23 protein-coding genes are annotated in these 22,731 nt (G+C 58.6%); 5 read left to right on the top strand and 18 right to left on the bottom strand.

What is annotated here, in order from left to right:
• Nucleotides 1-271 precede the first annotated feature (271 nt).
• A complete protein-coding gene (locus EKH80_RS22925; RefSeq protein ID WP_158628927.1) occupies nucleotides 272-1,372 on the bottom strand; it encodes a TolB family protein in 1,101 nt (366 codons plus the stop codon).
• Nucleotides 1,258-2,178, bottom strand: a complete 921-nt coding sequence (locus EKH80_RS22920) for a LysR family transcriptional regulator (RefSeq protein WP_126687127.1) — start codon at nucleotides 2,176-2,178, stop codon at nucleotides 1,258-1,260. Before EKH80_RS22920 ends, EKH80_RS22925 begins: the two co-directional genes overlap by 115 nt.
• Before the next feature lie 132 nt (nucleotides 2,179-2,310).
• Here EKH80_RS22920 and EKH80_RS22915 point away from each other — a divergent pair, with 132 nt between their 5' ends.
• Both EKH80_RS22915 and EKH80_RS22910 read left to right on the top strand, forming a co-directional pair.
• Nucleotides 2,311-3,174, top strand: coding sequence for an NmrA family NAD(P)-binding protein (locus EKH80_RS22915; protein ID WP_126687126.1), 864 nt, complete (start codon nucleotides 2,311-2,313; stop codon nucleotides 3,172-3,174).
• Nucleotides 3,175-3,680: 506 nt separating this feature from the next.
• Nucleotides 3,681-4,676, top strand: a complete 996-nt coding sequence (locus EKH80_RS22910) for an alpha/beta fold hydrolase (protein ID WP_158628926.1) — start codon at nucleotides 3,681-3,683, stop codon at nucleotides 4,674-4,676.
• A gap of 452 nt (nucleotides 4,677-5,128) precedes the next feature.
• Here EKH80_RS22910 and EKH80_RS22905 read toward each other — a convergent pair whose 3' ends face one another.
• From EKH80_RS22905 to EKH80_RS22890, 4 genes are all read right to left on the bottom strand, one after another.
• Nucleotides 5,129-7,063, bottom strand: a complete 1,935-nt coding sequence (locus tag EKH80_RS22905) for an eCIS core domain-containing protein (protein ID WP_230473893.1) — start codon at nucleotides 7,061-7,063, stop codon at nucleotides 5,129-5,131.
• Between the two features lie 290 nt (nucleotides 7,064-7,353).
• Nucleotides 7,354-8,232 (bottom strand): transposase, encoded by an 879-nt coding sequence (locus EKH80_RS22900; protein WP_126687124.1) that lies wholly within the window; start codon nucleotides 8,230-8,232, stop codon nucleotides 7,354-7,356.
• Nucleotides 8,233-8,242: 10 nt separating this feature from the next.
• Nucleotides 8,243-9,160: a hypothetical protein gene (locus EKH80_RS22895; protein ID WP_126687123.1), complete on the bottom strand. Its 918-nt coding sequence runs from the start codon at nucleotides 9,158-9,160 to the stop codon at nucleotides 8,243-8,245.
• Between the two features lie 64 nt (nucleotides 9,161-9,224).
• Nucleotides 9,225-9,440, bottom strand: coding sequence for a hypothetical protein (locus tag EKH80_RS22890; RefSeq protein WP_126687122.1), 216 nt, complete (start codon nucleotides 9,438-9,440; stop codon nucleotides 9,225-9,227).
• Nucleotides 9,441-9,778: 338 nt separating this feature from the next.
• On the opposite strand from EKH80_RS22890, the gene EKH80_RS22885 reads away from it, so the two are divergent.
• Entirely contained in the window at nucleotides 9,779-10,660 is an 882-nt protein-coding gene (locus tag EKH80_RS22885; RefSeq protein WP_126687121.1) for an SDR family NAD(P)-dependent oxidoreductase, read from the top strand.
• 12 nt (nucleotides 10,661-10,672) lie between these two features.
• On the opposite strand, the gene EKH80_RS22880 is transcribed toward EKH80_RS22885, so the two are convergent.
• From EKH80_RS22880 to EKH80_RS22825, 12 genes are all read right to left on the bottom strand, one after another.
• Nucleotides 10,673-11,446, bottom strand: a complete 774-nt coding sequence (locus EKH80_RS22880) for an ABC transporter permease (RefSeq protein WP_126687120.1) — start codon at nucleotides 11,444-11,446, stop codon at nucleotides 10,673-10,675.
• Nucleotides 11,439-12,356 (bottom strand): ABC transporter ATP-binding protein, encoded by a 918-nt coding sequence (locus EKH80_RS22875; RefSeq protein ID WP_126687119.1) that lies wholly within the window; start codon nucleotides 12,354-12,356, stop codon nucleotides 11,439-11,441. Before EKH80_RS22875 ends, EKH80_RS22880 begins: the two co-directional genes overlap by 8 nt.
• Before the next feature lie 31 nt (nucleotides 12,357-12,387).
• Nucleotides 12,388-13,572, bottom strand: a complete 1,185-nt coding sequence (locus EKH80_RS22870; protein WP_126687118.1) for an ABC transporter permease — start codon at nucleotides 13,570-13,572, stop codon at nucleotides 12,388-12,390.
• A 10-nt stretch (nucleotides 13,573-13,582) separates the two neighbouring features.
• Nucleotides 13,583-14,734, bottom strand: a complete 1,152-nt coding sequence (locus EKH80_RS22865) for an ABC transporter permease (RefSeq protein ID WP_126687117.1) — start codon at nucleotides 14,732-14,734, stop codon at nucleotides 13,583-13,585.
• Between the two features lie 43 nt (nucleotides 14,735-14,777).
• Nucleotides 14,778-15,776, bottom strand: coding sequence for an SLC5/6 family protein (locus tag EKH80_RS22860; RefSeq protein ID WP_126687116.1), 999 nt, complete (start codon nucleotides 15,774-15,776; stop codon nucleotides 14,778-14,780).
• On the bottom strand, nucleotides 15,773-16,129 hold the full coding sequence (locus EKH80_RS22855; RefSeq protein WP_230473892.1) for a PadR family transcriptional regulator: 357 nt from the start codon (nucleotides 16,127-16,129) through the stop codon (nucleotides 15,773-15,775). The genes EKH80_RS22860 and EKH80_RS22855 overlap by 4 nt, the downstream gene beginning before the upstream one ends.
• A gap of 78 nt (nucleotides 16,130-16,207) precedes the next feature.
• Nucleotides 16,208-16,945: a 2OG-Fe(II) oxygenase gene (locus EKH80_RS22850; RefSeq protein ID WP_126687114.1), complete on the bottom strand. Its 738-nt coding sequence runs from the start codon at nucleotides 16,943-16,945 to the stop codon at nucleotides 16,208-16,210.
• 1,421 nt (nucleotides 16,946-18,366) lie between these two features.
• A complete protein-coding gene (locus EKH80_RS24505) occupies nucleotides 18,367-18,645 on the bottom strand; it encodes a DUF6980 family protein (protein ID WP_126687113.1) in 279 nt (92 codons plus the stop codon).
• On the bottom strand, nucleotides 18,642-18,785 hold the full coding sequence (locus EKH80_RS24500) for a colicin E3/pyocin S6 family cytotoxin (RefSeq protein ID WP_126687129.1): 144 nt from the start codon (nucleotides 18,783-18,785) through the stop codon (nucleotides 18,642-18,644). Before EKH80_RS24500 ends, EKH80_RS24505 begins: the two co-directional genes overlap by 4 nt.
• A gap of 33 nt (nucleotides 18,786-18,818) precedes the next feature.
• Nucleotides 18,819-19,481, bottom strand: a complete 663-nt coding sequence (locus tag EKH80_RS22835) for a hypothetical protein (protein WP_126687112.1) — start codon at nucleotides 19,479-19,481, stop codon at nucleotides 18,819-18,821.
• 300 nt (nucleotides 19,482-19,781) lie between these two features.
• The gene (locus tag EKH80_RS22830) at nucleotides 19,782-20,762 is read right to left on the bottom strand and encodes a transposase (RefSeq protein ID WP_126687111.1); all 981 of its coding nucleotides are present in this window, start codon (nucleotides 20,760-20,762) and stop codon (nucleotides 19,782-19,784) included.
• Nucleotides 20,763-20,940: 178 nt separating this feature from the next.
• Nucleotides 20,941-21,849 carry an IS4 family transposase gene (locus EKH80_RS22825; RefSeq protein WP_126687110.1) on the bottom strand — a complete coding sequence of 303 codons (909 nt, stop codon included), beginning with the start codon at nucleotides 21,847-21,849 and terminating at the stop codon, nucleotides 20,941-20,943.
• Between the two features lie 184 nt (nucleotides 21,850-22,033).
• On the opposite strand from EKH80_RS22825, the gene EKH80_RS22820 reads away from it, so the two are divergent.
• A complete protein-coding gene (locus tag EKH80_RS22820; protein ID WP_126687109.1) occupies nucleotides 22,034-22,327 on the top strand; it encodes a transposase in 294 nt (97 codons plus the stop codon).
• A gap of 11 nt (nucleotides 22,328-22,338) precedes the next feature.
• On the top strand, nucleotides 22,339-22,731 hold a 393-nt coding region (locus EKH80_RS24495; protein WP_425481172.1), incomplete at its 3' end, for an IS3 family transposase.

The raw sequence follows: 22,731 nt of genomic DNA, 5'->3' as shown, positions 1-22,731 counted from the left end.
TGGACTATCACTGCCCGGCCGAGATGTTTATGCGAGCGCTTGGGCGAGACGATCTGGCACAAAAGATCGATGATGCACTTCTAGATTGACTCCGCCGTTACTTTTCTTTGGGCCAGCAAAGAAAAGTGACTCGGTCGCTTGCGACCGAAAGCGCCGCAGGCAATGCAGCACATGTGCGCGATACAGCAACGGTGCGAGGTCCAAAAAAACAAAAAAGGGTTACGTTGACCGGTTGAAACCGCCAGCACAGAAAGGTGACAAGGCATCAGTCTTATTTTCGATGGCTATCCAGCCATGGCTTCAATGTGACATACCAAATATTCTCGCGGCCGTCAGCCCAGACCTGCATCTGCGCCAACGATCGATCGGCCTGCCCAGGCGGTCGGGGGAACGATGCGGGAGGCACCGTGTTGGTGCTGAAGTAAAGCGTGCTGTGATCGGAGCCCAGGCGGGATTCGATATTGCTGCCCTCTTCATTCACTTCATTGCCAAGATCGATCGGTATTCCCCAGTTTCCGTTTTGCCGAAAAGCGATTTGCAGGCGCTTGTGATCGTGACGGTCCGGATGGTTGCTTGAGTAGACGATGAAGCTCTCGTCGGGTGCAATCGCCGGATCAACATCCTCGGTGGTGGCGTCGCCAACGCTCATCGGAGTAGCCGCCTGGTAGCTGCCGTCCCGGTACTGCGAGCGATAGAGCGCGAAGCGGCCGTTCGATTTGGCGGGGCGCATGAAATAAATACTGCCATCCGCGGCTACGCTGGGAGAAAACGTTCCCGTGTCGGCGTTGATCGCATCGGGCAACCTTTTCGGTGTTCCCCATCCGGCTCCCTGCCGGTCCACGCGCCAAAGATTTCCTCCCAAAGCGGGAAACGCCTTCCCGTCAAAGTTGCCGTCGATGGGCTTTGTTCCATGGTCGGCCGGACGATTGGACGCGAATACCAGGAACGACCCGTCAGGTGCCATCGCGGGCTCCAAGTCATTCCATGTTCCCGAAAAAGACGCGATGACAGGCCTGGACCATTCGCCCTTTTCACGATGCGATTCCAGGATGACGGAACCGGAGTCGTTGCCGCGCGAAAAGAATACGGTATTTCCATCAGGCGTAAAGGCCGGTGACATGTCGTCGGCCGCTCCGGAAATGACTCCCGGCGCGAAAAGCCGAGGGCTGTTGGATGGCTCGTCAGCGAACAGTGCCTGCGAACACAGCACGACAAGCGCGCAGACGAGGACAAGACATGCTGCTGTTGAATAGCTTCTCATGATGGATCCTTGCCGGTGGAAAGCCGTACTTGGCTTTTTGCATTCCCACGCGCACTGAGCATATCGATGAATAGACGGGCCTTGGCAGGCAAATGCCTCGTTGCCGGCCACACCACATGGAGTGACACCGGGCGGCATTCGAAACGCTCAAGCAGAATCTCGACCGCCCCGGCGTCGACCAAGCCCTGGATCTGCCACAGTGGCGCCCAGCCGATACCCAGCCCTTGCGTGACCGCGGCATGGCTGGCGGCCGCGTTGTCCAGGTGAAGCCGGCCGGCGACCTTGATCTCCAGCGCCGCGCCGTCGACCACGAATCGCCAATGGCCGGCGCGTCGATCGCCTTTGCGAAAAATGCATGGATGGTCAGCCAAATCACTGGGATGCTCTGGCCGACCATTTCTGGCGAGATAGGCTGGCGCGGCATAGGTAACACATCGAGAAGTGCCGAATTGACGTGCCTTCAGGCTCGAATCCAGCATTTCTCCCGCTCGAATCGCCAGGTCGAAGCCTCCTTTCACCAGGTCGACGAACCGATCCGACAGCGCCAGGTCGATCTCAACCTTCGTGTAACGCTCCATGTAAGCGGCGATCACAGGGAGGATGTCATCCGCAAGCTGCACCGCCGCGCTGATGCGCAACAGTCCCGAGGGCGCGATGCGATGTGCCTTCGCCTCCTGCTTGGCCTCCCCTAGCAATGCCAATGCCTGCTTCACACGCTGATAGAACTGGCGCCCCTCATCCGTAGCTTGTGTCTGGTGTGTGGTTCGGCGCACCAGTTCCACGCCGACGCTTTGCTCAAGAGCAGCCAGTGACCGGCTGACCGACGGCAGCGAGCGCCCCAGGTGACGCGCCGCGGCGGACAAGTTGCCTTGCTCGATGACGGTGACGAAGGTTTCTATATCACTGATGCGGTCCATGGGGACTCTCGATAATCGCAAGACCGTATTGCGTGCGGTGGTGCTACCCGCCCAAAAGCGTAACGCCCACTATGCCGTCAGCGCATAGGTAATGAGTCACTGCGCCCCTTTTTGGGAAACGAGGAGCCGAACATGGTCGATGGAAGAAAAGTCATTCTGGTCGTCGGTGCGAATGGACGCAGCGGTGGCATGGTGGCGCGATACCTGGCACGCAATGGCTTTACCGTCAGAGCGCTCAGCCGTTCTGAAAGTGCCGGCGCGAAGGCACGCGCGAATGGGGCATCCGAGGTGGCGATGGGGGATTTGCGCGATCCAGCCAGCTTGGACGCGGCGCTTCAGGGCGTGGATGGCGTTTTCCATGTCGGCCCACCCTTCGCTTTCGACGAGGCGCAGATGGGCGTGTCCATGGTTCGCTCCGCCGAGCGGGCGGGCGTCCGAAAATTCGTGTTCTCAGCCGCCATCCATCCCGCCAACGGCTTGTCCAATCACGCGAGCAAATTGCCCGTCATCGAGGCTGTGACGCGATCCAGGATGGACTTCACCATTCTCTATCCGGCAACGTACTACCAGAACCTCGACGCCAGCTGGGGCAATGTGGTGACGAGTGGCGTTTTTGTAGAGCCCTTCCCCGGCGATGTAAGGATCGCCCGCGTCGACTACCGCGATGTCGCGCAAGTGGTGGTCGAGGCGTTCCATAGCGATCGCCTGGCCTATGGATCATTCGAGCTATGCGCCGACGAGATGCCGGATCGCCCCGAGATAGCGGCACTCATGAGCGAGGCTCTCGGGCACACCATCATCGCCGCCGAAGTCCGCTTCGAAGCATGGGCCGCCGCATTGCAGCCGTCGCCCCCGCCCGATCTGTTCAAGCAACTTGAAATAGTCTACCGCTCGTATGCGCAGTTTGGATCGCCTGGCAACAGCCTTGTTCTGCGATCCATTTTAGGGCGCAAGCCGAGAACGTTAGGCGAGTACTTTCGAGAGCTGGCCGGTTAGTTGGTAGTACCTCACCGTCTTTCCAGCGCAGGCCCACTGCTGTCTGGGGAAAATCGCACAGCTCTATCCGTGCCTAGAACAAGCTCCTCCCCCTGCTTGCACCTGATTAAGAGCGCCATGTCTCAGCTGGCGCGTATCTGCTCCCTCCCCTACGTGTAGTAGGGGAGGGTTGGGGTGGGGTGAAGCAACCTCGCGCTGAACTCCAACACGGCGGCAAGCTCATACAACCCCACCCCAACCCTCCCCTGCAAACAGGGGAGGGAGCTGTTTCCGGCTAGCTTTCTCATCTTGCCTTGAACTCACTATTAAGTCGCTTGTTACCTGGATGCATGCGAAAGCATCGAACATCAAGCGCTTGTCAAGGTGTCTGCGAATGTTCCCTGGACAGCAGTGGGCGCAGGCCGGAATGACGGTGAGGTAAGTCTGGCAGCGCCCGTGACGACAGACACTGTCAGTACCGGCGGTGGAGACCGATCATGCGCGCTGCCTTTGAATCCGGGTTGGTCATGACACGATTGTTAGCCCGTATCGGATTTGCGTTGTTGGTTGTGCTGGCGACATCCGCCCATGCCGACGATCTGCGGCACGATGCCGTGATCAACGGCGTCCGCCTGACCTACTGGGAATCGCGGCCGATTCAATCGAACGATGTGCCAGTCGTGTATCTGCACGGTGGACCCGGCTATAACGTTTACAGTTTTCGCAAGACAGCCGGTGCCGCCCTGGCCAAGACCGTGCCCATGGTTTATCTGGACGAGCGCGGTTCGGGTGCGAGCGAACGCCCCTGGACGGGGGATTACTCGTTCCCGACCATCGTTCAGGACATCGAGGGCCTGCGCAAGGCGCTAGGCGTGCAGCGCATGGTGGTGATGGGCCACAGTTTTGGCGGCATACTCGCCGCGGAGTACGCCGCGGCCTACCCCGATCATGTGGCGAAACTGATCCTGGTGGATGCGGCGATCGACATGCCTGGTGCGCTGAAAGCCTGGGTGGAGACTTTCCAGCAGGCCTATCCGGATGCGTACGCCAAGGCCCTGGGCACAGCCGAAGGCAAGGCCCTGCAGGCCACCAGCGCCGACGAGGCCTGCCAGCTGAGCCGGGCGCGCTTTGCGTTCATGGGTGCGGCGTTGCGGCTGCTGCCGAACAGCCAGGCATTCCGCGACCTGCAGCAGTTTCACCAGCACAGCGCGCTTGATGAGCAAAAGCGACTGGATTCGCAAAGCGGTTATCGCAACACCGGCGAAATAGGTACCGCCCTCCTTTCGCCGGGTGGCTCCATGGTTTGCTATCGGGTCGCCGATCCGCAAACCCTGTCCATGCCCACCCTGGTCATCGTCGGCGCCTACGATCGCGCCGTCGGCGTGGCGCCGCAAAAAGCACTGGCGGCCAAGCTGCCACGGGGACGCTTCGTCGAGTTTGAGCAGAGCGCTCATTTTCCCTACCAGGAAGAGCCGGATGGATTCCAGCGCGAGGTGCTCCAGTTCCTGTCCGCGTCGAAGTAGTGGGGGCGGATAGCCTTTGTAGGAATTGGCCTACACAACAACGCGAATGCGACTGATAGCGCTGGGCTAGCGCGCTCACAGAAAATACCGCACATGCCCCGTGAGTCCCACCGACGCTTCGGCTGGTGGCACGGATGCCAGGCGCGGCAAGGAGGTCGCGACCCGACGAGCAGGGCATCATCAGGGATGATGGCTTTTCCAAAGCCCCGGCCTGGCCGGGGCTTTTTTGCGTTGACGCTCTCGGAAACGGCCCCCTCCCCTGTTTGCACAGGGGAGGGTCGGGGTGGGGTTGCACGAGCTTGCCGTAGTGTTTGAGTTCACGGCGAGCTTGCTTCACCCCCTCCCAACCTCCCCCTGCAAGCAGGAGGAGGAGCTTGCTTCAGGCACGGAATGAGCCCTGCGAGTTTCCCTGGGCAGCAGTAAGCCTAAACCGGAACGACGACCCGCTTCAGCTATTGGGCGCCCGGCTCGAAGAGGACGTCCGCAGTCTTGTAGGTCACGCCCTTGGCGTCGACCTGCGGGGGCAAGAGCTTTCCCTTCGTGTCGCGGATGCTGACCTGTGTGCCGGGTGCGTTCTTCTCACCGCCGAGGAAGGTGCGCTTGGTGAGCCCACGCTCGCTGCAGCGTTGTCCCGTCCACGTGGCGCCGGCGGCATCCACTTCGCTCTTGCCGGCCAGCAGTTCACCGTTGAAGGTCTCGAGGTTGTTGGGCAAAGCCGGTCGCCACTCCGCCTGAAACGGGAGCTTCGCGCCATTGCTTGCGTCCAGCAGCGCATCGTGGATCTGCTGTCCGGTGATGGGCGTCTTGTGCTGGCCCTGGTTGCCGGTGTTGACGGTCATGCGTAGCCGCCCGTTCGCATCGACATAGGCCTCGCCGACCTCGCTGCCGGTAGCAATGTCGACCGCATGCCACTTCCGAACGCCGTTCTCCATCGAAGGAGGCTGCACCTTCAACGCCGGGTGGCCGGCCGGCTTCGGGGCCGCGGGCTCGGCAATGGGTTGCTTCTCGGCCGGTTTCGCAGCCGTGCCCTCGTTCGTCGTCGCGGCCTCGACGGCAGGTTGCTTTGCCGTGGGTTTCGCACCAGCACCTTCGTTCGTTGTGGTCGTGCGTTGCGTGGGAGGTTTGTTGGCCGGTTCGGCGTTGCCCTGCTGCTTGGTCTGATTGGTCTGCAGCGTGGACCGGTCGGTAGCCGTGAGTTGTATGGTCACGTTGCCGAGGATGGTTCCGATAAGCGAGACCGCATACACAATCAGCACCTGGTTCACCTCGGTGGTGATGATCTTCCAGTTCCTGTTGATCATCGCCAGGATTTTCGGGGTCGTCGCTGCGGAGAAGCTCGTTGGCACGATGAGCCCCTGGACGGCCTGGTAGTAGGCGATGCGGTTGCCTCCACCCGCCTGCGCGACTGCGGCGAGCGCCGCCTCACGGTCGGGATAGACATGGTCGCCGATGGGCGTCGCAGTGGTCGCGGCCCGATCCACGTAGTCGGTCGGGATGAGGATCGGCTGGTCGAATCCCTCGATGAAGATCGTGTAGCCGCCGAACGCGACTTGAAGCGCCGAAAAACCCAGGATCCGGGTGTCGTTGTCGACGTAGTTGCTGCGTTTGACGACCGGCGTGTACGTGAGCGTCGTTGCGCCGGTCCCTTTGTCGGTTCCCAGGTCGAACTCCATCTCGGTTGCCGCCTTGGGCAAGTCCATCGGCGCTGGCGCCGGCGCCGGCTTCGCGGCAGGGGCCGGCGCCAGCCAGTTCACGCTGGCCACGCCAACCTGCCGCTGCCCTTTTGCGTCGAGCTCCTCCTCGGTGTCGCTCTTCATCACGGTGACGGTGAAGGCCAGGCCACCTCCGTTCGGGGGCTCGCCCACGATCTTGAGCAGGTCACCCTTCGCGATCTGCTTGATCTTCTTCTGGTCCTTCTCGCCGCCCAGCTTGTCCATCAGCGGAAACGCGGCGGTGGCTATCACTCGCTGATCGGGCGCAAACCGTTTGGCGGCCGCTGGAGCAGGTTCGCGCGCAATAAGTGCAGAAGGACGCACACGTGGAGTGAATGGACCGCCCGCCATCCCCTCGCTGGTGATACGACGCGCTTGCGCGTGGGCCTCGAGCTCCGCCGGATCATTCGGGCCGCTCACCAGCTGCGACGGCACCCCTGCCCCTGCGTGTCGGTGCTGGACGACGTGAGCGAGTTCGTGCGCGAGAAGAATCTGACCGGACGGCGAAGTAGGCGCGTAGGCACCGGCCGCGAAACGGATGTGCTGCCCGACGGTGTAGGCCTTGGCACCTACGAGGCTCGCAGCGGCCTCGGCCTCGGTGTCGGCGTGAACGCGCACCTTGCTGAAGTCGGAGCCAAAGCGCGGTTCGAAGAACGCGCGCGTCGCGGCTGGCAACGGCGCGCCGCCTTGCTCGGCGACCTGCGGGCGGACTGAGGCCCGAACAGAAAAAGCAGACGTTGGCACACTCTCGCTACGGGGACCCGCATCCCCGCGCGAAGCCCGCGTGGTTGTTCGCACGATGGCCTCCGTAGTTGACCCTCGTTACCCCGCGCCGAGTGTATGGGACCGGCTGCCGTCGGCACAACTTTGCTCCGACCTATCCAGGTTTGGGCCTGCGACAAAGCCGGAGCGGTTCACCGCGCGATAAGCGCGGCGGCATCCTTAAGTCCATGGCCAAAGCAGGCCTATAAGTGGGCGAGTCGGAGTTCAGCCTGTACGCTGACGTGCCTGTCCGGATCCGCAAGGGCATCGGTCCAGATTTGCTGGGCCTCATTTTCTCTCAGGCGTGCCAGCGCCGCGTAGGCGGCAACCCGTCCGCGCGGACTGGGGTGTGACACGCGGATGTAGTCGAGCACGTCCATACACTCTTCATCACCGATTTCCGCCGCGGCCTGGCATAGAAGCGGCAGGGACGTACGATTGCCAAGGCTAGTAATCATGCCCGATGGCAGATCGAGCATATATTGATTGATGCTTGCAAGCTGATCGGAAAAATCGGCCACTACGTTGATGGATACCGAAAAGCTTTCGGGCGGAAGCTGGTTGTGTATATCCACACTCGTGCGATAGAGCATAGTCCGGCCCTGCGGAAGAGCTTCACGTCCTACGTAGCGCAGTTTGATGATCTCCCCGAGGTAGCCGACAACGTCGTTGTATTCGTATTCGTAGAAGTCGCTCAGGTATCCCGGGCCGTAGTAGCCGACCGTCAGGAAATCAAAGTTATGGTCATGCGGCAGATCATAGAAGAATGGCCGCGGCCCGCTTGCCTGGTACATGGAATCATGTGCGGCAGGCCAGAAGTTGGCGCGCATGAAGAAGTTCCTGCCTCCTCCCAGCGCGAAGACCTGGGCCGAATACTGATTCTTCTTCTGCAGGGAGTCGGCCTCCTTGAGTTCTTCGGCAATCAACCGAGCAAGAAATGTCCTGTTATTGGACAGTGCCCTCAAGGTTGGCGCTCCGCCAAGCAACGCATCGCGATTGGAAATATCGATGGCGGAAAAATAATCCAAAGCCTCTTCCAGCGATAGGACCTTATCGCATTTTTCATCTTGAAATATTGGCATGACCGTCTCCTTACGCTTCTGCGGCTAGTTGGGCTAGCACCTGGCTGGCCACGGCTCTCAAGTCCGGATTCGGGTCGCTGCTCACCGCGCCACGGACACGCTCGACGCCGGCACCGGCACTCATCCGCAGCAGATGCCGCATGGAATTCCAGCGCACGTGGTGGTCCCGGTGGTGGGTGAGGCGCTTGACCACCTCGACACCCGGCTGGTAGTCGAAATCGGCAAGCACACGGGTCAGTATTTCGATACGCGACGCCGTCGGATCGCCGCTGACCCAGCCGCAGAAACGTTTGTCGCGAGGGTCAAAGCGCGGCAGAAGACTGATGCGCGAATTGCCCGTTATTTCCATGTAGACCATGCTTCCTTTCAGCCTGGATAGAGTCAGGTCCGTTCCCGCTGCCAGATACATCGAATCTCCAGCGAACATGACCTGTTCCGACAGGTATTCGAGCCTATGCTCTTCGCTCTCGTCCAGCGGAGGCACGACGGCATACCGCTCGACAGCCAGTTCCGGGACGCTGAGAATGCCCAAGAACAAGTCGAACGGATAAGGCTCCATTTTCGGCTGTTCGGGATTCGACGGCGCCTCCACATCGGGCGCCACCCCATTCTCCACGCCAGCCCAGGCTGAATGGCGAACCCCGATGCTCACCCTGAAGTGTTCAGTCGCGAGGATGGTCCATCCAAGTACAGTTCCTTCCATCACGAATCGGGGAAGCTGGTAATCCGGATTGGCGGCAATCTTTTGCAACGATAGCTTCAGCGCCTGCAAGGCCAGATCAGATTTGAAGATGGTCTCGTACAAAGGCAGGTGGTCGGCAAACACAAACGCATCGGAACTCGCCAATGCGTCTTCAATGCAAGCCATGATGGGATGAAGGCGCAGCTCATCATCACATTGCAGCAACTCGTTATGATCCACTTTCATTCCTTATGTTTGCGAACCCCTTATTCGGGGTGCCGACTTCGGATACCGAAGTCGGCATGGATCATTAGCCGCCGCCAGGAGGATTGCCCTGGCCCGGCGAGCCTGGGCCGCCTCTGTGGACCGCAACGCCGACACCAACCCCAATGGCAACGCCAACGCCTACACCAATGCCAATGCCGACCGCCACGGCCAGCGTGGGAGTTCCAACGTTCACCATGTTGGAGCCAGCCATCGCCACCGGGCGACGGAGCTGTGGAACGGATGCTTCAGTGAATACCATGACCATCTCTCCATCGAACGAAAATGTGCCGCTTTCAAACCTTTCTCGCATCACGCGGCAGTGAACACCGCGCCGTCTTCGCAAACATGGGGCACACGAAGCATGTCGACGCAGACGCAATTTTGTATCGCATCGCATCGAAATGGCTCAATACATAGCAAAGCTAGGGTAAGCCCTCACTCCTGGAGGAAGTCGTACCGTTCCGGACTTTTCATACCTAGCGTCACATAGGTAACGACAGTACAAAAAGACGGATTACTATCGTCGCCAGCCTCCGTCACTGGCACCGACGATGACTGAATGAGGCAACTCCAGGCAACTTCAAGGACATCGGCTCAATGACACCGCAAACCATCCTCATCACTGGAGCAACCGATGGGCTCGGTCGTGCCTTGGCCGACCGATTCGCCCAATCGGGCGCGCGGCTCATCATTCATGGCCGTTCAAAGCGGCGTTGCCATGAAGTCGCGCAGGAAGTAAGCAAGGCGTCCGGAAATAGTCAGCTCGAAATTTGCGTCGCGGATTTTTCTCGACTTCGCGATGTATTCGCGATGATCGACCAACTGCGGGCACTGACTCCAACGATCGACCTGCTGATCAACAACGCCGGGATTGGTGTGGAACAGGCGCGAACCATCACGGAAGACGGCTACGAAAGCGTCCTTCAGGTGAATTATCTGGCCACCTACGCACTGAGCCTGGGCTTGGCACCGGCCATCAAGCGCGCTTGCGGCCGCGTCGTCTGCGTAAGCTCAATGAGCCAGGCGCCTATCGATTTCCAGGACCCGCAGTATGAAAACGGCTGGGAAGGACCTCAGGCCTATGGGCGATCGAAGTGGGCGCAGGTCGCGTTCGCGGCCGGCATGGCCGCCAGAGGCGGCGCGAATGCCCCCAGCATCTGCTCGTTGCATCCAGGGTCGTTCATGCCTACCAAGCTGGTGCTCGGCAAATATCCGGTGATGGACAGCCTAGAAACCGGCGTGGAAACCGTCTGGCGAGTCGCCCATCAGTCGGTATCCCCGGACACAAATGGCATGTATTTCGATCAGCACGGCATCGCCCTTGCCATCCCCGAAGCCTATGACGCATCGGTTCAAGGCAAGCTGCTCGACTTGTCCGCGCAGCTGATCTCGAAGGTGCCTGGCAACGAAATCGTTGGACATTGGCGCGACGTCCTGGACAGTCGCGCCCATCGTGTAGCGGCAGATACGCGGAAATAGATCGAAAGGCCTCTAGAACAACCCGATGCTGGCGAGCCTGCGGGCACGCCTGCTGGCAAGTTCCAGCAAATAGGCACCGGCAAGGAAGTACACCAGGCCATTGCCTAACGCCACGATCAATTCGCCATAACCGGCGTTGTAGCCGTTTGCAAGTTGGTGTTGAAGCAACTGGGCAGAGGGATTGATGGGCGTAAAGGCGCTCAGCCACGGCCCCACGGCCCCAAAGCTTTGGATCGGCGTCACCACAACGCTTAGCAGGACGAACTGCCCGATGTTGAGGATGGCGCCTACCTGCTTGATCAGGAGCGCGTACGCGGCGATGGCAAGCCCAAGGCCCGAGGTGGCCAGGATGACCCCTGCGAATGGCACGATTTCAATCCACCGATAATCTAGTCGCGTGCCGGTAACGGCACTGATGATGGCCACCAGGACGGCGACCAGCAATAAATGCTGGATCAAGCCGCTGAAGATCCGCATGATGGTGAATACCGAAAAATTGAACGGCGAAACGAACAGCTGCTCGATGATGCCAAGGCGCGCATCCTCCAGCAGCATCGCGCCTGGCCCGGCAAACAGACCGGTGGTGACTAGCCAAAGGATGTAGCCCGCCACCACCAGGTCAAGCCGGTTGCCGAAGTGGACTCCCGAACCGGCGAGATACTTCGAACCGGCGAACAGGCCAATGAAGATAATGGTAAAAATCACTACACCGGCCAAGGATTCCACCGGATAGCGCCGGAACGTAAGCCACTGGCGCTTTGATTCCACGAGAAACAAACTAAGCATGTGCGTAGTCCTTTATGCGTTCGAGGAAGACTTTGGTCAGGTCGTCTTCCATGGAGTTCAACGAGGTGATCGGCGACGGCCGGACAATGTCGATCACGGCATAAAGCGCTTGCTCCGGGAAATGCAGCCATGATTCTTCAAGGCGAACCCCCAAGGCACGCAGCTGATCCATCCGCGCCGCATCCAACGGCGCGCCCACCTGCATCGAGTACCCGCCCTTGTTCACCGAAGCAATGAAGTCCGCTTTCGACTCCAATGCCACCAACTTTCCGGCCACGATCAAGGCAATGCGATCGGCCACCATTTTCACCACGTCAAACTGATGCGAGGTCACGACAATGGCGACACCGGCCGCGCTTAGCTCCTTGAGTGACGCCACCAAGGCCAGAACATTTTCGATGTCCACGCCCAGCGTGGGCTCGTCCAGCACCAGCAACTCGGGCTCGTGAACCATGGAGATCGCTACGGCCAGGCGCTGTTGCATCCCGCGCGACAGATGAGCAGCGATCGTGGATCGCTTGCTTTCCAGCTGGAATACCGAAAGCATCTGACGTGCTCGCTCTTGCGATCGCCTGAGCGAAAGGCCACGCAATACCCCAAAATACTCAAGATTCTCAAAAGCCGTCAGACGCCAATAAATATTCCGGTTTCCCTCAAACACCGCACCGATGCGCTTGCGGTAGCGACTGCGCGTTGGATCATCCGCATCATCCAGTTGCACACTGCCCTTGTCCGGCTCGATCAGTCCTGCAATGGTCTTGACCAAGGTGGTTTTGCCTGCGCCATTGAGGCCAAGCACACTCACGATCTCTCCACCCCGCACGTTGAGCGAAACGTCTTCCAATGCAGTTATGGCCTTGCCGTTACTCCGGTAAGTCTTGCTCAACCCAACAATCTTAAGCTCCCGCATACACAGTCCTCATTGAGCCTGATGGCAAGCATCAGGTTTTGCGCAACGCATCGGCGATACCCATTCTTGACATGAGTATTGCCGGCCACGCGCCAGCCAGCAGCGCACAAACAAGCACCATTCCGATCGCAGCGAGTGCCGCCCCGGGACGCACGGACAGGCTGAGCGCCATGGCGCTGAAGCCGTTGGAAGTAAGCGCGGATTCGCCATGCAGCAATCCGGCCGCTGCAAGGGCTCCGGCGACGCCACCAAGCAGCCCCAGTGCCAGCGCTTCGGCCAGCACCTGCGCGGCAACGATGACGGGGCCGAATCCAATGGCCCGCAGCGTCGCCAGCTCCTTCAGCCGGACCTGGATGGCCGACAACATGGTATTGGCCGCGGCGAGCATCGCTGCGAATGCCATCACCGTAACTATGGCCAGTCCTGGAATCAGCACCAGCGCCCTGAAACGACCCGCCTGCTGATCCAGGTAATCACGTTCCCGAAATACCTTGACCTCAAGCCCCGGCTGCTTGTCCAGGTAATCGGCAAAGCCCGCAAAATCGTCCTTGCCTGCCAGTTTCACGTAAATGGCACTGAACTTTCCCGCCTCACCCATCGCCGATGCCAGCTGGTGGGTGTCACCCCAGATCTCGGATTCATAACGTCCCCCGCCCTGCTCCTGGAAGATTCCGGTGACCTTGAATCGCGATTCCCCCAGTTGCAACGAGCCTCCAACCTTTACACCGCTCAACATACTCGCCAGTTTTTCACCGACGATGACCTCGTCCAGACCGTGCTGGAATGAGCGGCCTTCGAGTATCGAAATGGGGCTGTCGATGCCGATTGCCGCGCCATCGAAACCACGCACCAGCACATTCGCCCCCTTCCCGTCCGCGGCCCGCGGCAACACAGTGGCCGTGACGAGCTGGGGCGATAGGGCGCTGCGCCGGGAAGGTAGAAGACCAGGTGCTTGCTCAATCAGTGCCGCCGCATCGCGTGCAATGCGGCTGTCTACTTCGGAAAACGAACTCCGGGCCAGCACGATCGCAACATCATCGGATCCAGTCGACTGCCAGAACCCGGAGAGGCCACCGGCAAGCGCAAGGACTGCCACCAGAACACTGCCCGTCACGGCAAAGCCAACGACCGCCACGATCGAGGAAGACGTTCTTGAGGGCAGCGACCGGATCGACATGGCAGCCAGCGACAGAAATTGACGGAGTGCGACTTGCACGTGGCGGCCCTCAGTCGCGCGAATTCAAGCGAAGCGGAAGACCGCCGGCCTTATACGCCGGAAGCAGCGACGAAAGCACGGCAAATCCGATCGCAGTCGCCGCAGCAAGACCCAGGCCCGACAGCGGAAAGTGAAATCCCGGCAGAAAACGCTCCACGTGGGCGCGTAGCATCGTTACCAAGCCAACTGCCACAAACACTCCGGATAGTGCGCCGGCAAAGGTAAGCACCAGCGCTTCGGTCATGATCAGCGCCGACACGCTGCCCGGCGGAAACCCAAGCGCTTTCATGGTCGCCAGCTCGATTCGGCGCATCTGCACGCGTTCGTGCCATACGTTGTGCGACAGCAGCAGCATGGACACGAAGACGAGCCCGGCGACGATCATGGCGATCTTTCTGAAATCCCCGAATTGGGTGAGCTGGTTTTCCATCGCCTGATTCTCCGGCTGCGTGATGATCCTTGGCGATGAAGTCGCGAAGAGTTGATCGATCGTCGACGCAATACGCGTCGCTTGATCAGGCGCTGCGATGGATGTGACAAAGCCGATCACGATATCCTTGCCGCCTACTCTGGCGTCATTGAAATAGCCGTAATGGACGAAGGTCAGGTCACGCGGCACCTTGGGATCATCACTGCCATAAATCGCGTTGACGTGAAATACCCAGCTGGCCGATCCGGCCGCGTCCAGCACGTTGGTTTGCAGTGTCACCGCCTGGCCCAGATGCCAGCCATAGCGCTTGAGCGTATCCGGACCGACCAGCAGCGACTGCTTGTCGCTGAGGAACGCGCTGCGTTGGCCATCCGCCACCTTCAGTTCGGGAAAGGTCCCAAAAAGATCGGCGGCCGAAACCGCCTGCAATACCAAATGGCGCGGATCATCCTGGTAGGCCGCCGGTTCTGCATTGACGTAGAGCACGGCCGTCGTACCTGGTACGGACGCAATCTTTCGCGCATAGCTCAAGGGAATGGGAGCAGTGACGGCGCTACTGCCCCGGCTGCGCAGGCGATGGGACGACGCTTCGCTGCCGCTGGCCGTAAAAGCCTGCTGCGCGCTGACCAGCACCCCCAACAACAGGAACGCGATCGATATGCATGCAAAGCTGATGAAAACCTGGGATTTCCGGTATCGAAGTCCTGACGCCACAAGATCCATATAGCCCATCGTCCATCCCTTAAGTTGTGCCTGGTGCGCCCGTGGAAGCGGCTTACATCGGCTTTGGCAGCGCCTGCAGCCTGATTTTCTGCAAGCATCCCCAAGTCTTCGCCAGCCAGCTCAACCAAAGTATGACCATCAGGGCGTGGAACAGAGGCGGCGCAATCACTGTATTCATCACCGTGCTCAAATTGCCGGGATAGGTGGCGATTTGCGCAGGATGGGGCACGGCAAAAATTTGTCCCTTGACCAGCACCCAAAGACCTATCGGAAGGCCGGCACATTGCAAGAACATCTCTGCCACGAACTCGAAGTGCGCGAATTTCTTCCACGCCAAAAGCGCATCCACCAGGAGGACGGCGGCACACCACGCGCTGACGATCAAGCTAGGAAGGCCCAAAAACTGCGAGGACAAGATCGGATACATCGATACCCGAAGGTGCGGCTCGCCGATCAGCATCAGCAAGCCTATTTGGCTGGGCGCCACGTTGAGTAGGAACAAAAGTACGATAGCCAGCACCCGGCGATTGAGCCGGTCACGTGGCGACATGGTGCCGACTTGACGAAATGCAGCGCCTACTCGCGCAAGATCCTGTGCACGGACGGCCGACATGGATTGGGCCACATGGCGCAACGGCCCGAATTGATCGATGGCCACGAATATGAGCGTAATGATGGTAAACACCACCACCGAACTGATCGCCAGCTCGCCAAGCATCTGCCAATGAAAGCTGTCCGCCCATTCAAGCGCCCCCACCGTTATCAGCGTTATCGCCAGGGATAACCATAGCGCCGCCTTATAGGCAGAGTAGACGCGCCGCCCAATCAGTTCGTGGCGCTTTTCGACGAACGATTCGGCCAACGAGCGGGCTGACGGATGCCGCACCAAGATTTCCCTCATCATCGGCTCGCGATCGCGCCCCTGATGCGCCGCCGCTTCGGCTTCCAGCGCTTCGTACAAGTTGCTCATGACTTCGCGAACAACCTCATCCCGCAGCTGCGCGGGTAGCCATTGAGCCAAGGCCTTGGCGTATGCCTCGAAAGGTGTCATTTCAACTCCGTTTGCGCAAGGTCGCGCTCGCCCACCCACTCGTCGAAGACCGATTTCTCCAGCTCCTCGATGATTTGAACCAGCAGCTCGCGCTGTTTTCGCATGGCATCGAGCATGACGGCGCCCTGTTCGGACAGCGAGTAATACTTGCGCAAACGATCCCCCTTCGTATCCCAGCGGCTCTTGAGCGCCCCTTGCGCTTCCAGGCGGCGCAACATGGGATAGAGCGTGCCTTCCTTCAGCGACATGCCTAACTGCGACAGGGCCTGCTTCACGCCATAGCCATGATTCTCCGAGCGAAGCTGAATCAGTACAGCGAGCGTAATCATTCCCCGCCTGAGCTCGATGGACAAATGCTCGGCTTCCGGTCCAGCTTCCATTCCCCCTCCTTCGACATCATCTGTATGGGCTTTCAGCGCCCCTTCCCGGTATCAGTTTCCAGAAGCGTCAAGGGATCTTTCACGCAACCATTTCGTCGCTATCCATTTCTCTCCCTTGAGTACCGGCATGCCGGCATGCCAGCTTGCCTGCTCTCCGGCTTTATAGGCGAAATACAAGGCTGAACCGCGGATGGGAGTAAACGTAAGGCCAATGTTCGGGAAGTTTGTGCCCCCGCCCATTTCCGGCGTGTTGAGATACATCACCAGACTGGCCACGCGCTGGCCGCCGCGCATCGTCATAGCCTCGTAGCCGGCGTTATCCGGATCAAACCAATCGTAATGCGCCTGATATTGCTGGCCCGCCAGGTAGCGCGTGACCTGGAGTGGTTCGCCGTGATGCACCGGAACACGAAGCAGTGCGGCGATGCGCTCCTCCAAGCGCTGGATGAGCGCAGTCTCGCCCGTCTCGAAGCACACGCTTTCACTGGTCCGACCGCGATCGACTTGGGTGCGACCGCTATTGGCAATAACCACCGACCGCTGCAAGCGCGGCACGGCCTGTGCGATCAAATCGTCGCACTCCTGTGCCGAGAGCAATCCGTCCAACAACCGAATAACCGGTGATGCCAATCTCAATGAGACATTGACGGCACAATCACCGGCAAGCACTCGCGGCGGTTCTGGATGGCGTATGCGCGGCAAGGCCTCTCGCCGCATCCCCTTGTTGTGAATTCTTTTTGAATGATCAGATACGTCAGCCGATAAGCTGATTACTTCCTTGTTCTGCATGAAATTGTCGTCTCGCGTAAATGTCGGCTCATTTATGAGCCAAAAGATGAGATGCCATAACGAATCGACGAGACCTCATATCCCGCTCGGCTTGGCGTGCAAACCAAAACCGACAGCGGGATGCTTGTGCGCATGGCATGCCAGGCTGATCCCCTCAGCCTACGCACTTCCCCGACCCGATGGAGCCCATCCGGCTATCTCCACCTTAACCTGATAATTCGCGTAACAGACTGCTTTGTGACGCCAGCGGGAGAGCCAATGCTCTGCGAGAAGAATGCCCCGCCGATCGTGTTTTTCATTTTATATGGAGTACAACACGGCTTAGCTAGGGGATTAAGCGCAATAGGCATGCGCAATTAAGCACAATGAGATCGATGCACATTGATTTGCACGCCGATTGCGTGCGATGGTTGCCGCATTCGGTTCTTCGCTGCACGAAGAACCTTTCAACAAGGACTTGGAGTCGCTCGCTTACGGTCGTAACGCTGGCGACAGCGTCCGCAGCTGGCCCTCGCAAGAAACTTTGGGTATGGCGCTCGGCCATGGCCGAGTACTTAGTCACAGTTGAAGTAGATGACCTTGCCGTGTTCAAAGTGAGGGCGCCCACAATCCATGGGGGAGTCGTCCCTTTGGCAGGTTCCATGGAGTACCGGTCCGTCTGTGATCGGCGCGATGCAATGCCCCATACATTCTTTAGAGCTGCCGCAAACCTTTCCTGAGTCTGGGTAAGGAAGTGCGCAGAACAAATAATCGCCTTTTTCCTCAAACCACTGACCCTGCCGTGTACGGCAAACGGCGGCCGATTTTATGTCATTCCCTTTGGTGCGCTCGCTCTGCGTGGGCTTGTGATTGACAACGCCTGGAGCGAAACCGGTTTGCGCATAGGCTTCTGAATGGCATGAAAGCAGCAAGAGCAACAATGCTTGCCGTATGGAACTTGAGGACCTTACGAGCTCTTGCCGCATCGCTAATTCCTTTTCTTGGCCTCGATCACGTCGCGGATAAATTTATCGGCATCTTCGGGTGTGATGACAATGCGACGGAACAATCCGCTTCGCCTTCGAACCAAAACGCAAGTACCAAAAATTCGGTTACCGAACCGTAAGATAGTTCCACCAAATCCTAAATCCAACCAGGACACCTTTTGAATCGAATCAATGCGGTCTACTGATATCCAGCAAAACGGCAACACTCGAAACAAGACAAATTCTATTGACTGATTTTTTATTCGATAGTCGTAAACGAAGCGAAGGGAATACACCGTTGTACAAAAAATGATTATGGCGCCCAGGATCCAGATCGCTAGCTTCAAGTCCATCATAATGTTCAAGCCCATGCGCCGACCCGGAAGTGAACCTGGCCTCGTTGTTTTGTATTGCCGGATAGCCCAATTGCCAGCCACCGGTCTCGATGACCCGCCATTATTTTGTGGTGTACCACCGTTCACTCTGGAATTCCAAGGGAACAGGATCAATCCCTGGATCTAGACCCTGTGCCTCAAGGCGGCTGAACCATTCGTCCCTCAGACTTTGTGGAAGCCTATGTCCACTCCATGGGCAGAATGCAATTTCCACATAGCTTGTCCCACCATCTAATACCTTAATCCCATATTCGCGAAACTTCGAATTGAAGATCACAGGCGATTCAGTCGCATCGCAGGCAATTCTCAGCGATTCACAGCAATATAGAAAGGTGCTCATATCTTAATTTTTCTCCCAGGAACAGAGGGCTTTGTTTGCCCACCGGTATCACCATCTAATGAGCCACAATGACGCCCATTGCTGTCACATTCCTCAATGTCGCCATGCGTGCAGTCCCATTCATAGCAAAACGGGACCAGTCCAAGTCCAACTTGTCCCCGTTGCTGGCCCGATCAATAAAATTTCGCCTTTCCGACAGTCTCGATCTTCACATCACCCACAACCTGCCTCCTTATACATTGTGCAAACGCGTCAAAATTCGATATGCCGCCCTCAAAAATAGCCAAACGCTTCTTTCCCGCGTACAATTTTAAACTTATACCATTATTAACCCACCAATACCCAATATAAGTAACTAAAGACAAATCAAGGCGACTCCTCTTAAAAGCTCCATGCTCAACAAATCCATGCCCAACCGTTATTCTGTAAAAATAAAAATACGCCCACGCGCCAAGAAATATCACAGCCACGAAAAGTGCGAATAAATTGAATAGCAGCCTTGCATCTTTCACAAGAGAGTCGGGAAAGAAAAAGAATAAAGCAGGAAGAACGATACCCATATAAAAAATAACGGACACAGGGCCTTTCGGGTATTTAAATACCCGAAAATCACCATGCACTGCTTCCTCCACCTTCCCACCCCCCTCCAATTCTCTAGAATATTTTGCGGCAATGGCTCGCGCCAGCAAGCTAGCCAAAAAAGGAACAAGCACGATTATCTTCATAAGAAAAGCCTCACTTCCCGCATTTACATCCCTGTAGCAGGGACGCTTCGAATGACGATTGCATGGTCTTTGCTGTTCCAGCCAAAAACCCGTTTCCTGCGGCCGCGCCATAAGCGGCACCTCCTTCCAACATACCCTCGGCGCCGCTTATTGCCTTTGTAACACCACCCCCAGTAACTTGCCCGAAGGCTTCTAGTGGCAGGCAACCTGGAAGCAACCGAGACATCCACTATTTGTCCCGATTTGAACGACAAACGCAATGACCCGGCAAGCCAATAGCGTCAGGCCTGCTTACACGAATGGATGCATCTGCCCCTTGCCGATTTCAGCAACTCAAACCCTCCGTTTGCAGAAAGCTGGCTAGAGGAGCACATGCCCGTTACCACTGGTGCACGTGCGCCGTTCTCTCCGTCAGCCGCCCCCATATACAGACCGCCTTGCGCTTCCCGCCCCTTTCAACCAGCGCTGCCCCAAGGCTCTTGCCTTAGCCATCAAGGATTCCACCGTCCCCACCGCGCGCCAATAACGACTCTCGATACCCAACATTTGTGACTGCCACTGCCGCCCGTGCAAGCCAAGCTGTGCCAGTACCGATGGCACTGCCGCCGCAATCGACCCACGCTTACCCTCCCTCACCACGCGGCCGCTCCAGTCGACCAACTCCAGGTAATCAAGCGTTCGCAACGAAAGCGCCGGTGCTAGCAACATACCGGCTAGTGGGCGCAACGCTTCGCCCAGCGAAGCCGTCCTTGTCTCTGCGCCCTGCAAACGATGGCAAATCGATGTGTGCTCCGAGGCGGCCAGATCATTCGCCATGCCCGCGCGGATCGGGTTCAGATCGACATAGGCCATGCAAGCCAGCACTGCCTGCTCATCTAGCAAGGCTTGGCACTTGAAGCGGCCTTCCCAAAAGCGGCCTGTACAGCCGTCCTCGCGATTGGCCTGGCGGGCGATCGGCTCGTTTAGACAACGCATGAACCATGATAGATCGCCTAGACGACCGCGTAGCTCCTCCATTCGCTCCGGATCGCCTTGCAAACGCTGTGCCTTTTCCTGGCATAGCCGCTCATCAGGCGACTCGTCGACGCACACCGGAAAGAGCCGAACCCACCGTTCAGCCACTTCTTCATCCGACCAGTCGCTGGCCACCTGCGGGTCCACATAGAGAACGACGTGTACGTGGTTGCTCATGACGGCATAGGCGTAGAGCCCCACTGCGAAGCAGTCCGCCAAGGACAGCAATCGCTCTTCTACCCACGTCTTTCGATGCTCGTAGGAGCGTCCGCTATAAGCATCCTCTCCGCAGAGGAAAGCTCGACGCACGCAGCGCGAAACGCAGTGAAAGAAGCCGCCAGACGCTGGATCGACGATTTGATGGCGCGGGTACGTCATGGCCCCACGCTACTCCCCGCCACGAGCCGCCCATATCAGTCATTGGCGCACATGCTCGTCAGCGAAGGAGCATTTCATGGGTGTCCCAGATCCCTCGATGCCAGATCCCTCGTATCATTTGATGGCGTGGGTACGTCATGGCCCCACGCTACTCCCCGCTGCGAGCCGCCCATATCAGTCATTGGCGCACATGCTCGTCGGCGACGGAGCATTTCATGGGTGTCCCAGATCCCATCTGTGCGGCGGTCAGGGTCAACTCGGGCGAGGCCATGAGCAACCAAGGCTCTTTTTCGCGTCGTGCATGTTTGAGGCTGGTCGAATTCTGCGCAACCTTGCCTTGGCAAGTGAGGTGTTTACGCCCTTTGGCAGGCTTGGCATGCACGATCAACCGACAGACCAGGGGGGTATGAACAAAACGGACGGCATGCATCAAACCCAGATCCAAGTGGCGGGATCCAGCCATCGCGTACAGGGCTTTGCATGGCACCCATTGGTCAGGCTCGTCGGCCACGGACACCGGTTTAACGTGCGTGCGATGGCGCAAGCGGCCTACCCAATGCCAACCCAGTTTGGTCACAGCACGAAACCAGGGTGCACGAAAGCCACTGTCAGTCACCAGCACAGGCGTGACGTTGGCAGGAATGAGTTGTGCCAGTCGTTGCAGGAAGTGCTGTTCCGCTCCCGGTGATCCCTGTTGGTGCTTGGGGAAGACCATGTCCAGCAGGGTCAGGGTGCGACCGCTAATGGGAATGCCGGCGCGCAGCACGTGCCAACTGCGATCACCCTTCAGGTCCGCCCAATCGATGATGATGACAGGGCGGTTGCTACGAATGAGCCACCGGGCCATACCTGCATACACATGTTCGCGCTCACTATGCAGATGTCGGTTGCTGAGCAAGCGGTCCAAGGCTTTCAACGGTGCACGCATGCGTTCGGCATCTGGCCATGACCGTGCCAGATCGAAAAGCGTCAATCGACGTCCGGCGATAAGAGCCTCCACCGCACGTATCAGCACACGACTACGCAAACTATGCATGCCGGCTAACGCCTCTGACAGGCATTTTTGCAATACTTCTCCTGCACGCATGGCGACGCTCTCTTCTTTGGTTTCGTCGCCTTTAGGAAGTAGCTCGCCATGCGTGCGCTTGCTATCAGGGAACGCCTAAATCATTGAGCGTGTTGGGGAATACGTGGGGATACCTCAGCACCTGGGCTAGTCCCGATTTCACGGACACCTAAAAGCGAGGACAATCCTCGCACGGAGGTGTTCGATGGAAAAGCGCCAAAGGTTCAGTGCGGAATTCAAGCGCGAAGCGATCCGCATGATGCAAACGAGCGGTAAGCCTGCTGCCGCGATTGCCCGTGAATTGGGCGTGCCGCGTAATCGTCTTTACAAATGGGCGCAGGATGCGGAGAAGAAGGGCGATCGGGCGTTCCGTGGCAGCGGTCGCCCCAAGGCGAGCCAGGATGAGCTGGCCGCGCTCAAGCGCGAGTTAGCGCGCGTGAAGGAAGAGAATGAGATTTTAAAAAAAGCGGCGGCGTACTTCGCGCGGGAGCTGCCGTGAAGTACGCCTGGATGGCGACCCAGCACGGCCATGCCGTACGCACCTTATGTCGCACGCTCCACGTATCGCCCAGTGGTTACTATGCTTGGCGCTGCCGCGAGTCTGGTAACCGGGCGCAGGAGAACCTGCGCCTGGTGCAATGTATCCAGGAGCTTCACGCGGTCACGCGAGAGGCTTACGGGACAACGCGGATATGGAAGGCGTTGCGCCAAGAGGGTGAGGTGTGCGGGCGTCACCGGGTGCGTCGCCTGCGACAGCAGCATGCGATCCAGACACGACGCCGTCGTCGCTACATGCGCACGCGTGCCCCCCCTATCAACGCGTACCGGCCGCACCAAATCGACTGGCGTGGCCGTTTGCCAGCCCAGGCCGGGATCGGGTCTGGGTGGCGGACATCACCTATG

Origin of the sequence: Dyella choica, assembly GCF_003977665.1 — a bacterium.
GTDB classification, from domain to species: Bacteria; Pseudomonadota; Gammaproteobacteria; order Xanthomonadales; family Rhodanobacteraceae; genus Dyella_B; species Dyella_B choica.
This window is presented reverse-complemented; position numbering and strand designations above follow the sequence as displayed.